This window comes from Winogradskyella jejuensis, assembly GCF_900129745.1.
GTDB classification, from domain to species: Bacteria; Bacteroidota; Bacteroidia; order Flavobacteriales; family Flavobacteriaceae; genus Winogradskyella; species Winogradskyella jejuensis.
Map to the genome: position 1 here is coordinate 995,960 of NZ_FQWS01000002.1, position 13,827 is coordinate 1,009,786.

Below are 13,827 nucleotides of genomic sequence, written 5' to 3' on the forward strand. Positions count from 1 at the left end.
ATCTGATTTATTAATTTTTTGTTAAAATTAGTTTAGCTTAACTGAGCAAAATTAAGGCAAAATATTATGATTGCATAATTTATTTAGGCTTTATATTCACCAAGTTTTAAACATAAAAAACCCCTCGAAATTCCGAAGGGTTCTATATTATAATAGCTCTAATAGTTTACTTCACGTACTCTATTGTGGCTTGCATTTCTGTTTGCGTATCAAAAAAGCCTTGGTCTTCCATCCACTTATCATTGTAAACTTTACTCATATATCTGGATCCATGATCAGGGAATACCACAACTATATTATCCGTAGGCTTAAACTCACCTTCTTCGTTTAATTGCTTGATAGCCTGTAAAGCTGCACCGCTTGTATAACCAACAAAAAGACCTTCTTTACAAGAAATCTCACGTGCAGAGTGCGCACTTTCTTCATCTCCTACTTTTACAAATTTGTCTATAGCATCAAAATCTGTTGCTGTAGGAATTAGATTTTTTCCAAGACCTTCAATACGGTAAGGGTATATTTCATTAGAATCGAACTCACGAGTTTCGTGATATTTCTTTAATACTGAACCGTAGGCATCGACACCTAATATTTTTACATTTGGATTCTGCTCTTTCAAATATTTTGCAATACCAGATATAGTCCCACCTGTTCCACTACACGCTACTAAATGTGTAATCTTTCCTTCAGTTTGTTCCCAAATTTCTGGACCTGTAGTTTTATAATGTGCTTCAGTATTTAAAACATTAAAATATTGATTAATGTATACTGAACCTTTAATTTCACTATGTAAACGCTTTGCAACTTCGTAATAAGACCTTGGGTCATCCGCTTTTACGTGAGCAGGGCAAACGTAAACCTTTGCTCCCATTGACTTTAACATGTCAATCTTATCTGGAGAAGATTTTGAGCTTACTGCTAAAATACATTCGTACCCTTTGATGATACTTACCATAGCAATACTAAAACCTGTATTACCAGATGTGGTTTCAATTATAGTATCACCAGGATTAAGAATACCTTGGCGTTCGGCTTCTTCTATAATATGAAGTGCAATTCTGTCTTTTGAAGAGTGACCTGGATTAAAAGCTTCAACCTTTGCAAAAAAGTTGCCATCGAAACCTTCTGTAACCTTGTTTAATTTAATTAGGGGCGTACTTCCTATAAGCTGAAGTACATTGTCATAAACGTGTTTACTTTTCGTCATATTTGTAATTTACTAGTAACAATATAAAAAATGCTACCTAAAACCGTGCAAAATTACAATTTTTTTTTGGATTATGCCGTAATTCCCTCAAGGTCTAGTAGAAAGGCAAACTCTTCAGCATCTTCTTTTAGAGATTCAAAACGACCTGAGGCACCACCATGACCAGCATCCATATTTGTTTTTAAAAACAATTTATTGTTATCTGTTTTTAATTCACGTAGTTTGGCTACCCATTTAGCTGGTTCCCAGTACTGTACTTGTGAATCATGCAATCCAGCTGTGACTAACATATTAGGATAATCTTTAGCCTGAATATTGTCATAAGGTGAATACGATTTCATATAATCGTAGTATAATCTATCATTAGGATTTCCCCATTCATCATACTCGCCAGTAGTTAATGGAATTGAATCGTCTAGCATAGTCGTTACAACATCCACAAAAGGAACAGCAGCAATAATGCCATTGTATAATTCTGGAGCTTCATTTATAACGGCACCCATGAGTAAACCACCTGCACTTCCGCCCATGGCGTACAAGTGCTGTGAAGACGTGTAACGCTCTTTTATTAAATGAATGGAGCACGCGATAAAGTCTGTGAACGTGTTCTTCTTTTTTAAAAGCTTTCCATCATCGTACCAATTACGACCTAAATATTCGCCACCACGAATATGAGATATAACATAAATAAATCCTCTGTCTAAAAGACTTAATCGAATCGTGGAAAAATAAGGGTCTACCGTTGAGCCATACGACCCATACGCATATTGCAATAACGGGTTATTTCCGTCTTTTTTTAATCCTTTTTTATAAACTACAGACATAGGGATTTTGGTTCCGTCATCTGCAGTTGCCCATAAACGTTCCTCAACATAATTCTCTTTTTTAAATGTACCTCCTAAAACTTCTTGTTCTTTTAAAACCATTTGAGATTTCGTTCTCATGTTAAAATCTATAACCGAAGCAGGTGTGTTTAAAGAATTATAACTGTAACGTAGAATTTCTATATCAAAATCTACATTTGTGCTTGTGTAGGCTGTATACGTCTCAGAAGCAAATGGTAAATAATAATCTTCACTTCCATCCCATCGCAATATTCGTATTTGATTTAGACCATTGGTACGTTCGCTTAATACTAGATAATCTTTAAAAATATCGACATTTTCAATCAAAGTTTCAGCTCTATGCGGAATGACATCTTCCCAATTACTAATATTAGTATTGGTTTCTGAAGTTTTCATTAACTTAAAATTGGCTGATTTGTCTTTATTGGTTAATACATAGAAATCTCCATTGTAATGCGCAATACTATATTCTAAACCTCTAACTCTAGGACTAAAAACTTTGAATTTTCCATCTGGATTATCAGCACTTAAAACATGATACTCGTTCGTCAATGTACTATAGCAAGCAATAATGATATACTTTCGAGATTTAGACTTATAAACAGCAACACCAAAAGTATCATCACCTTCTTCAAAAACTAGCTGGTCTTCAGTTTCTCCAAGTTTATGTTTATAGATTTGAAATGAGCGTAATGTCTTTTCATCTTTTTTGGTATAAAACAGTGTTTTGTTATCGTTAGCCCAGCTTGAAGAACCTGTGGTGTATTCAATTTGGTCTTTTTTAATGTCTCCACTAACTAAATCTTTTACATAAATCGTGTAGTTACGTCTTCCTGTTACATCTAAGCCATAAGAAACCGTGGTATTATCTGGACTTATAGAAATACCCACAAGCTTAAAATAACTATGACCCTCTGCCATTTTATTACAATCAAAGAGCAACTCTTCTTCTGCTTCTAAAGTCTCTTTCTTACGCGTGTAGATTGGGTAATCTTTTCCTTTTTCGAACTTGGTGATATACCAATAGCCATTGTATTTGTAAGGCACAGACTCGTCATCTTCCTTAATTCGGGCTTTCATTTCTTCAAATAAATCCTTCTGAAAATCTTTAGTATGCGCCATCATGGCATCATAATATGCATTCTCTGTTTTAAGATGATTGATAATGTCTTCATTTTCTCTATTTGCCATCCAAAAATAATTATCAATCCTTACATCTCCATGCTTTTCAAGCTTATGAGGGACTTGCTTTGCAATTGGTGGATTTTTGAGGGAAGTATCAGCCATATTTTATAAATATTTTAAAATAAAAAAGTGGCGCAATTTACTAATTTTGCTACGTATAAATTTTTAAATCGAAAAGATTATGTTTGGAGATATGATGGGCATGATGAATAAACTAAAAGAAGCCCAAAAGAAAGTTGAAGAAACCAAAGAACGTTTGCATAGCGTTTTGTTAGACGAAGCCAGTAACGACAATAAATTAAAGGTGACGATTACGGCAAACAGAACCATAAAATCTTTGGAAATAGACGAGGAATTATTGACCGATAAAGAAATGCTCGAAGATTATTTAATCTTAACCCTTAACAAAGCCATTGAACGCGCTACTGCTGTATATGAAACGGAATTGGCTGCAGTAGCAAAGGAAGGCATGCCGAATATTCCTGGATTATAGCCCCATTGTCCTTCGGACATTTCCCCAAAGGAGAAAATCTGTTCACTGTTGTGTTGTGACGGTGCCTTATTATTGTTTGTCATGCTGAACTTGATTCAGCATCTCACATATAATTTGAGACCTCAGAGGTTTTGGCTTCGCCTCCGCTCAGCCACCGAAAACCTGTGAGGTCTTTTCAATTCAAAACTATAAACTTTTCAAAATCTCCAAAACCCGCTCATGCATCGCATCGGTATAATCCAAATGCGTTACCATTCTCAGCTTATTGCTTCCCATGCCTATAATCTTGATGTTTTGCTCAGATAATTTATTTAGAAATTCAGCTTCATCAATATGAGATTTTAATTCAAAAATGATGATGTTGGTTTCAATTGGTTCCACTTTTTCAATCGCCGAATGTTGATGCAATACCTCACCTATTTCCTTAGCTTTTTTGTGGTCTTCGGCTAATCTTTCAAAATGATTATCTAGTGCATATAATCCAGCAGCTGCTGCAAATCCCACTTGTCGCATTCCGCCACCTAAAATCTTACGAACACGGATGGCACCTTTCATCAATTCAGAATTACCAATTAAAACCGAACCCATTGGGCAACCCAAACCTTTACTTAGACACACTGAAATTGTGTCAAACAATTCGCCATATTGTTTTGGCGATTGCCCTGTTGCTATTAAGGCATTCCAAAGTCGTGCACCATCTAGATGATAGCCTAAATCGTGTTTTGTTGCTACGCGTCTCAATTTTTTAAGTTCTTCAAAATCCCAACAAGCACCACCGCCTTTGTTCGTTGTGTTTTCTACAGCAATTAATGAAGTTAATGGACTATGATAAAAATCTGGTGGATTTATAGATGCTTCGGCTTGTTTGGCGGTAAACATACCACGATGACCATCGACCAATTTGCATGAGATTCCGCTATTAAATGATGCGCCGCCACCTTCATAATTATAAATATGGGCGTATTTATCACAAATCACTTGCTCACCTGGATTGGTATGTAATTTTAAAGCGGCTTGGTTGGCCATACTTCCTGTTGGGAAAAATAAGGCTTCGTCCATGCCAAACATATCGGCTATTCGTTGCTCTAAAGCATTAATACTTGGGTCTTCTTTATACACATCGTCACCAACTTCTGCGGATAGCATGGCATCTAACATGCCTTTGGTTGGTTTGGTTACGGTGTCGCTTCTTAGGTCTATTATCATGGACTATTATCTATTTTATTATTTAGTTCTCGACTGCGCTCGAACGGACAGCAATTTTATTTAACGTTAATTTGATGTCTATTTCAATTTTGATTATACTCACAAACACCACTTCCAATTGGCGAACCATCAGGGATTTTTGGTGCTGCTTCTAATTTGAATTTTTCTGGGTGTTCAAAAAACTCTTTCATCATAATTTTATATTGCAAATCAAACTTTTCAGATTCACTATAACTTTTACCAAAATTCTCTAATGATTTAACTAAAATATTATTTACAATTGCTTTAACTTGAAAATAAGATTCATCATTCACAGCAAGATTCATCAAATATTTAAGAACATTAACATTGACTTGATGTTGACTATCATTGATATAACTATCGGAATAATTTTTACCAAAAGTATTACTCATTATTTCATTAATTACTTCTTCCAACCCAATCTGCTTATCATCCAAACTCTTTTGCAATACCAAACGATTTGCACGTTCAGGATGCAACAAGAATTTCAACGTCACGTCACTTGCCGTATTTGCCGCACTAAATGGGTCAAAAGCAACTCCAGTTTTTCCTTTAAAAGATTCTCGAGTACGCCCATAACCAAATGCTCTAGGCGGAAATAAACTCAATTTATCTTTTGGAATGGCTAAATTTTCGGCTGAAAGCGTTTTCAAAATTGCATCTAAGGTTTCTTTTTGAAGTTTAACGTCAACAGGTTTCACCGTAAACTCTTCACCATCTTTAACCGCATAATTATAATCCAATCCACCTATAACCTTAGTCGCAGCTTCCGTTTGGTAACGATGATAAAAATAAAGCGGCACAAACACATCTTCTAAAACCGAATACGGCTCGTAACTCTTGATATTATCCTCAGAAAAATTTGCAATTGCTTGTTTGCGTAATTCTAAAACAGCATTTAATTCTTCAGCAGCACTTTTGCCATTGTCCCACAAATGTGCCGTAGAATGTGCGCCGCCAGCTGCTCGAGCATCAGAGTCTGTGATAAAACGATGACCATCTTCAGTTGCTTTTTTCAAAATTTTATTTAATTCAGTTTTCTCATCAGAATTTTTATCGAATTCAGAATAACTATACGCTACGGTGACTTTATCCCAATCGCCAATACCTGTCGCGTAAGCGTTACTGAAATCTATCTTTCCTTTTTTAAGTTCAATTTGTGGATGCGGATAATCCATAACCGAAGCGCGATTATTGGCACTGGCTGCGAAGTTATGTGCAAAACCAATTGTATGACCAACTTCGTGAGCGCTTAATTGACGGATACGCGCCAAAGCCATGTCTAACATTGGTTGGTAATTATCGTCACGGTCGGCAAAAGGTTTATTCATCAATGCTTGAGCAATCATAAAATCTTGACGAATCCGCAAACTCCCCAAACTCACATGACCTTTGATTATTTCTCCAGTTCTTGGGTCAACCACACTGCCGCCATAACTCCAACCACGCGTACTTCTGTGCACCCATTGAATCACGTTGTATCTACAATCCATTGGGTCTGCGTCTTTGGGTAGCATTTTAACCTGAAATGCATCTTTAAAACCAATGGCTTCATAAGCTTGGTTCCACCATCGCGCTCCTTCTAACAATGCAGAACGCACTGGTTCTGGCGTTCCTGGGTCGAGATAATAAATAATTGGCTCTTTAGCTTCGCTAATTTCAGCATTAGGATTTTTCTTTTCTAAGCGATGACGAATGATAAAGCGTTTTCTAATATCCTCTTGAATTGGCGTTGCATAATCCATATAACTCATAGAAATCGCACCGCTACGTGTATCAAAAGCTCTTGGTTTGTAATTATCGTCTGGCAACTCTATAAAAGAATGATGCTGTGTCACAGTCACCAATGTCGATGTTGGTGTAACGCTTCGTAGATTTCTACCTGTGGGATTTCCCTTAAACGTTAGCATGGCTTCAAATTCCACATTCTTAGGAAATGCTTTTGTGCGTTCTAAAGCTAATGCGCTTTTTGATGCATCTATTTTGTAAGTGCCTTCGCCTCTACCTTTTAAACGTCCTGAAACATTATGTGCATCTTCCATTAAAAATGGCGTAAAATCAACATAAAATGCGTCGTCTTTTTGTTCTAATATTTTGAATCCGAATAAAACGGACTTCGCAAAGGCTTGTTCTATGCTTTTCTTTTCTAACTCGTTATCGGTATTTGCACGAAATTTTAAATTTGGCTGAATTAGCAATAATTTATTTCCTGCTTTTTGAAAATAAACCACACGTTCGTTACCCAATTGTCCACGGTCTAAACCAATGTCGTTACTACCAACACCTGAAGCAAGAGAATTCACGTAAAGAAATTGGTCGTTCAGCTTTTCAACTTTTAGATAAATTTTATCAGTAGCTTCTTCATAATAAAAATCAAAATACCCTTCATAAGCTTTCAGATCCTTTTTATTGGTAACTTGAGCTTGAATAGATATGGAAAACAAAAAAAGAAAAGTGAGTTGTATAACGTGTTTCATAGTTGATTTTTTTAAGCGACATAAAACTACGGAATTTCTAAAAATTTCCTTCAAAATCAGCAAGACTTTAAAGCATCCTATTATATTTGCAGAAATTGATGATTGATGATTACTTCAGACCAAATAAAAGCACTTAATTCCCGTCTCGACACACTGAGACAGTATCTTTGACTTAGATGCCAAACGCATAGAAATTACCAACGAAGAAGAGCAAACCTTTGACCCTAATTTTTGGAACGACTCTAAAAAGGCAGAAGCCGTGATGAAATCACTTCGTGAAAAGAAAAGCTGGGTTAATGATTACGAAGCTGCCGAAACCCTTTACGAAGATTTAGAAGTTATTTACGAATTTTTCAAAGAAGACGAGGCACCAATGGAAAACGTTGAAGCACGTTATGAAAAAGCCGTAAACGCCATTGAAAAGTTGGAGTTTAAAAATATGCTTTCTGAAGAAGGTGATTCTCTAAGTGCTGTCCTTCAAATTACTGCTGGTGCTGGCGGAACCGAAAGTTGCGATTGGGCAAGTATGCTCATGCGTATGTACATGATGTATGCCGAAAAAAGTGGTTTTAAAATAAAAGAGCTTAACCTTCAAGATGGTGATGTCGCTGGTATAAAAACAGTGACCCTAGAAATTGAGGGTTCTTATGCCTTTGGTTGGCTTAAAGGTGAAAATGGTGTACATCGTTTGGTACGTATTTCACCTTTTGATAGTAATGCCAAACGCCATACGAGTTTTGCTTCGGTTTATGTGTATCCTTTGGTGGATGATTCTATTGAAATTGAAATCAATCCTTCAGATTTAGAAATCACAACCGCACGTTCTAGTGGCGCAGGTGGTCAAAATGTCAATAAAGTTGAAACAAAAGTGCAGCTGTTGCATAAGCCTTCGGGAATTCAAATTCAGTGCTCCGAAACGCGTTCACAACACGATAACCGAGCACGTGCTTTACAAATGTTGAAGTCTCAACTTTATGAAATAGAATTACAAAAGCGAATGGCACAACGTGAAGATATTGAAGCTGGAAAGATGAAAATTGAATGGGGAAGCCAGATACGTAACTATGTGATGCATCCTTATAAATTGGTTAAAGATGTTAGGACTGGGCACGAAACAGGAAACATCGATGCCGTTATGGATGGCGATATCGAAGCGTTTTTAAAGGAATATTTGATGATGATGGGTCAAAAAGATTCGGCACAGTAATTGATTAAAAGAGTTTAATAAAATAAGATTCCCAATTTCACGGGAAGTAAATATGATACAAATTTTACACAATCCAAGATGTCAAAAATCTAGAGAAGGTCTTCAACTCTTGGAAGCCACAAATAATGAATTTGAGGTTATTAAATATTTGGATAATCCACTTACCATTTTGGAATTAAAATCCATTATCAGTAAATTAGGAATTTCGCCTTTGGATTTAGTAAGAAAAAATGAGGTAATCTGGAAGAGCGATTATAAAGGAAAAAATCTATCTGATGAAGACATTATCACAGCTATGGTTAAACATCCAAAACTTATTGAACGTCCAATAGTTATTAATAAAAATAAAGCAGTTGTTGGACGACCAACAGAAGCTATAAATATCATATTATAACATGAAAAAAGCAATACTTTTCATCTGTGTTTTATTAACCTCATTTGCAGCATCTGCACAATTTGGAGGTCAACGCCAGAATAGATTTAATCGCCAACCACCAGCTTCTCCTCCTAGTGATAGTCAGATTGAAGCTGCTGAGAAAAAAGCTGAGGAGCGTAGACAAGAATTTGTTGCGAATTTTTTAACAACTCTAGAAGCTGACGATTTTACAAAAGAAATTCTTAAGCAAAACATGAATGACTATTTTGAAAAAGTTAAAGTGTTTATGAAACAACCTTTTGAGAATTCCGTTCAACGTAAGGATGCTTTTGAGGCTTTTAGAAGAGAACATTTTAAAGAATCGCGCTCACTACTCTCAGAAAATGACCAAAAAAAATTAGATGATTTTTTTAAAGGTGAATTTGATGAAACTGAAGTAAAAAAGAAGAAAAAGAAGAAAAAACGTAAGAAAAAGAAAAAAGGTGATGATGATAACTAGCTTATATTTATATGATACTTATCATTTGTGTTTGGTCGTTTTTTAGCTAATTTGCTAAAATGAATACCATAGCTCTTCGTATAAACGATTTTCTAAAAGATTTTCCTCCTTTTAATTTACTTACCAAAAGTCAGCTTATAGAAATTTCTAAAGCTGTTGATGTTCACTATCTAGAAAACGGTTCTGCTATCTTTGATATTAATCAACCAATAGAGCAGTATTTTTATGTAGTTAAGAATGGTGCTATTGGGCTTTTTGATCAAAACAATCAGCTAATTGATCAGTGTGACGAAGGTGACATTTTTGGGCTTAGAGCCTTAATCCGAAAAGGAACTTATATCCTAAAGGCCAAAGCTATAGAAGAATCTGTACTATACAGCATTTCTTCAGAATTACTCAATACGTACATCACTACAAACGCCGAAGCTAGTCAATTTTTAATGCAATCATTTGTTGCTAACACAAAAGTGATTAATAATTCGGAGGATTCAGTAATTATAACTAATGATGTTTTATATTCAGACTTACAGTCAGTAGATTATTCAAAACATCCAATTACTTGTTCTAAAATAACTACTATTAAAGAAGCATCTATAATTATGACCGATAATCACGTAGGCTCTATAGTTGTTGTAGAACAAGAAAGACCAATTGGTATTATAACAGATAAGGATTTACGGACAAAAATTGCGACAGGAAAGCATAAAATTAACGATTTAGTATCCTCAATTATGTCATCTCCTGTTATTACCTATCCAAAAACCATTACCGTTGCAGAGGCACAAATTGCTATGTTGCGTCATAAAATTACCCACTTGTGTATTACTGAAGATGGAACAGTAAATACTAAACTTATAGGCATTTTATCCGAACACGATATTATAGTCTTAAGAGAACATAATGCCTCTTCACTTGTTAAAGAAATACGACGAAGCAAATCGTCTGAACAATTAAAGAATATTAGAAATCGTGCTCAGGATTTAATAGAAAGATATTTAGACCAAAACATTCCGATAGATATTGTTGCAAGAATTATTTCATCTATAAATGATGCTATAACTAAAAGAATAATAGATATAGCGCTCTCTAAGATGCCCTCCAAACCACCAGCTGAATTCGTTTGGTTATCTATAGGCAGTCAAGGTCGGCAAGAGCAGTTGTTACTAACAGATCAAGATAATGCTATTGTCTTTGAAGATGTAGATGCTCAAGATTACGATAAAACAAAAACCTATTTTTTAGAACTTTCAGATTTTATAACTAAAGATTTAGAAGCTGTTGGCTTTGAATTATGTCCTGCAGAGATGATGGCCAATAATCCAAAATGGTGTCTGTCTGTTACAGAATGGTCTGATCAGTTTCATAAATGGATTACAACACCAGACCAAAATAGTCTAATGCTATCAACTATTTTCTTTGATTATGACAATGTTTATGGCGATAAAACCTTAGTAAAGCAATTGTCAGAACGCATTTTTCAGAGTATAGAATCTAACGATATCTTCCTCACTTATCTTGGTAGAAATGCGCTTCAAAATCCGCCGCCACTCAGTTTTTTTAGACAATTTTTGGTAGAGGCTAACGGTGAACACAAAGATTACTTTGACATAAAGGCTCGAGCGATTATGCCATTAGTTGATGCAGCTAGATTACTTATACTATCGCATAATATTAAGTCTGTAAACAATACGATTGAACGTTACGAAAAGCTGGTAGAATTAGAGCCACAAAACAAAGATACTTATCTATTTTGCATAGACGCTTTTAAGGATTTACTACGTTTTAGAACAGAGCAAGGCTTAGCAAATAAAGATTCTGGGCGTTTTATAGATTTAGAATCGTTAAGCAAAGGCAATCGTCTAAAACTAAAGCGAAGTTTTAAGGCAGTAAAATCTATTCAAGAATTAATTACAACACGTTTTAAACTCTCTCAACTTATGTAATATGAATTGGTTTAAATCTAAATCCTATCCTGAGTTCTGGGAAGCATACCTTTCGTTTTTTAAATCTCCTCAAAATCAAGATTTAAATGCTACCCGATTTGTAGTTTTTGATACCGAAACAACAGGATTAGATATAAACAAGGATAAAATTCTCTCAATAGGTTGTATTGCTGTAGAAAATTTAAAAATTAGAGTTGCCGACCAACTCGAAATTTATGTTAAGCAAAAACATTTTAATACCGAAACCGTTAAAATTCATGGCTTACTCAAAGATGGCAAAATATCTAAAGTACAGGAATCAGAAGCAATTATTCATTTTTTAGATTATGTTAAAGATGCTGTTTTGGTTGCTCATCATGCTGCTTTTGATGTTGCTATGATAAATACCGCACTAAAACAAATGGGTCTGCCAAAATTAAAGAACAAGGTTATAGACACTGGACATCTATTTCAAAAAACAAAATTAGATACCTCTAAGGCACATTTTAGCTTAGATGAGCTATCAGAACGGTTTCATATTCCGCTTCACGATAGACATACAGCATCAGGTGATGCCTATATTACAGCATTACTCTTTTTAAAATTGATTACAAAACTTACCGTAAATCAAGATTTGAAATTGAAGGATTTATTACGACCAGTAAATAGAGTTGGCTTATTATAAAAACACACCCATTTCTGAGTGTGTATTTAACTAACTAAACTAATAAAGATTACAAACACATTGCAATTAATCGGTATTTTAAGCTACAACACTTAGTTCTTGCTTTTTAGGTTGTGCAGCAGGAATTTCAAATTGATTAGATGTATTTTTTTCGCCACCAGCTTTTAAAGCTTTTTCACCTGCAAAGAACGTTTTATGGTCATCACCAAGGTCGGAGCCAGCCATACGTTGGTGTTTTACACAAGACACAGCTTTTCTAATTTCTTGACGCTGTACATCTTTTACATAAGTTAACATTGCCTCTTCTCCATAATATCCTTTAGCCAGGTCATTCATATGTAAGGCTGTGGTATGATAAGTAGGCAATGTAATCAAGTGATGGAAAATTCCGGCTTCTCTAGCGCCGTCTTTTTGAAATGTTCTGATTTTCTCGTCAGCTCTGTAACTCAATTCAGTATCATCGTACTTTTTATCCATTAAGAGGTCTTTGTCGTAAGCTGACATGTCCATACCTTCTAACAACATTTCTTCAAACACTTGCTTTCTAAAATTCAATGTCCAATTAAATGATGGTGAATTATTGTATACCAACTTTGCATTAGGAACTACGGCCTTTACTCTATTCATCATATGTGCAATTTGCGCAACGTTTGGTGTTGGTGTTTCTATCCATAATAAATCAGCGCCATTTTGAATACTCGTTATACAATCTAACACTACTCTATCGATATTAGTACCTTCGCTAAACTTATACAAGCCATTAGGAAGACGCTTTGGACGTACCAATTTACCGTTACGCTTTAATAAAATATCATCATCTTTTACACCTTCAATAGCCACTTCTTCAGCATCTACAAAAGCCAAATATTGTGATGCTAAATCTCCTTTTTCTTTACTTACTGGTAATTTTTGAGTTAATCCAGCACCTTCAGAATCGGTACGAGCTACAATAATTCCATCTTCGACTCCCAATTCTAAAAAGGCGTAACGTACTGCGTTTAGTTTTGCAATAAAATCTTCGTGCGGAACTGTTACTTTTCCATCTTGATGTCCGCATTGCTTAGCATCAGAAACTTGATTTTCTATTTGGATAGCGCAAGCTCCAGCTTCAATCATTTTTTTTGCGAGTAAATATGTAGCTTCTTCATTACCAAAACCAGCATCGATATCTGCTATAATTGGTACTACATGTGTTTGACAATTATCTATTTCATTTTGAACATCTTCACCATTATCTAACCGACGAAATAAATCATTAAGTTCTATGGCGTCTGCTTGTTTCAAAAAATCATATATCTCTTCTATCAAGCTATACACTGCAGTTTTTTCGTGCATAGATTGGTCTGGTAGTGGACCAAATTCTGAGCGCAAAGCTGCTACCATCCAACCAGATAAGTACAAATAACGCTTGTCTGTTGTTTTATGATGCTTTTTTACAGCAATCATATTCTGTTGCGCCACAAAACCATGCCAGCATCCTAAAGATTGGGTATATTGTGATGAGTCTGCATCATATTCTGCCATATCCTTACGCATTATGGCTGCTGTGTATTTTGCAATATCCAAACCTGTTTTAAACTGATTTTGAGCTGCCATACGTGCAACACTTGATGGTTCTACACCACTCCAAGCATCACCGAACTTTTCTTTAAGTGCTCTCACGGTCTGTAAAGCCGAATTGTAGTTGAAATGTGATAGATTTTTCAT

General features: G+C 35.3%; 11 protein-coding genes. 6 read left to right on the plus strand and 5 right to left on the minus strand.

Annotated features, from left to right (window positions below; genetic code table 11):
* Positions 1–166: 166 nt before the first annotated feature.
* A complete protein-coding gene (locus BUB95_RS12335; protein ID WP_073086904.1) occupies positions 167–1,204 on the minus strand; it encodes a cysteate synthase in 1,038 nt (345 codons plus the stop codon).
* Positions 1,205–1,275: 71 nt separating this feature from the next.
* Complete coding sequence (locus tag BUB95_RS12340; protein WP_073086906.1) at positions 1,276–3,336, minus strand: S9 family peptidase; 2,061 nt, start codon at positions 3,334–3,336, stop codon at positions 1,276–1,278.
* A 79-nt stretch (positions 3,337–3,415) separates the two neighbouring features.
* Between BUB95_RS12340 and BUB95_RS12345 the strand changes: the two genes are divergently transcribed.
* Complete coding sequence (locus BUB95_RS12345) at positions 3,416–3,727, plus strand: YbaB/EbfC family nucleoid-associated protein (protein WP_073086908.1); 312 nt, start codon at positions 3,416–3,418, stop codon at positions 3,725–3,727.
* Between the two features lie 186 nt (positions 3,728–3,913).
* Here the strand turns inward: BUB95_RS12345 and BUB95_RS12350 are convergent, their stop codons facing one another.
* Positions 3,914–4,933, minus strand: a complete 1,020-nt coding sequence (locus BUB95_RS12350; RefSeq protein WP_073086910.1) for a threonine aldolase family protein — start codon at positions 4,931–4,933, stop codon at positions 3,914–3,916.
* A gap of 83 nt (positions 4,934–5,016) precedes the next feature.
* Positions 5,017–7,431 carry a zinc-dependent metalloprotease gene (locus tag BUB95_RS12355; RefSeq protein ID WP_073086912.1) on the minus strand — a complete coding sequence of 805 codons (2,415 nt, stop codon included), beginning with the start codon at positions 7,429–7,431 and terminating at the stop codon, positions 5,017–5,019.
* Between the two features lie 105 nt (positions 7,432–7,536).
* Between BUB95_RS12355 and prfB the strand changes: the two genes are divergently transcribed.
* The 5 genes from prfB (at position 7,537) to BUB95_RS12380 (ending at position 12,120) form a co-directional block, all read left to right on the plus strand.
* Positions 7,537–8,638, plus strand: a protein-coding gene (gene prfB / locus BUB95_RS12360; RefSeq protein ID WP_143185607.1) for a peptide chain release factor 2 whose coding sequence is annotated in 2 segments (ribosomal slippage) — positions 7,537–7,599 and positions 7,601–8,638 — 1,101 coding nt in all. Because the reading frame shifts where the segments join, the coding sequence is not laid out codon by codon here.
* Between the two features lie 52 nt (positions 8,639–8,690).
* Positions 8,691–9,032, plus strand: a complete 342-nt coding sequence (arsC, locus tag BUB95_RS12365) for an arsenate reductase (glutaredoxin) (protein ID WP_073086914.1) — start codon at positions 8,691–8,693, stop codon at positions 9,030–9,032.
* 1 nt (position 9,033) lies between these two features.
* Entirely contained in the window at positions 9,034–9,513 is a 480-nt protein-coding gene (locus BUB95_RS12370) for a hypothetical protein (protein WP_073086916.1), read from the plus strand.
* A 59-nt stretch (positions 9,514–9,572) separates the two neighbouring features.
* Positions 9,573–11,456, plus strand: a complete 1,884-nt coding sequence (locus BUB95_RS12375; RefSeq protein ID WP_073086918.1) for a DUF294 nucleotidyltransferase-like domain-containing protein — start codon at positions 9,573–9,575, stop codon at positions 11,454–11,456.
* 1 nt (position 11,457) lies between these two features.
* Positions 11,458–12,120, plus strand: a complete 663-nt coding sequence (locus BUB95_RS12380) for a 3'-5' exonuclease (RefSeq protein WP_073086919.1) — start codon at positions 11,458–11,460, stop codon at positions 12,118–12,120.
* A gap of 78 nt (positions 12,121–12,198) precedes the next feature.
* Here BUB95_RS12380 and BUB95_RS12385 read toward each other — a convergent pair whose 3' ends face one another.
* On the minus strand, positions 12,199–13,827 hold the full coding sequence (locus tag BUB95_RS12385; protein ID WP_073086920.1) for an isocitrate lyase: 1,629 nt from the start codon (positions 13,825–13,827) through the stop codon (positions 12,199–12,201).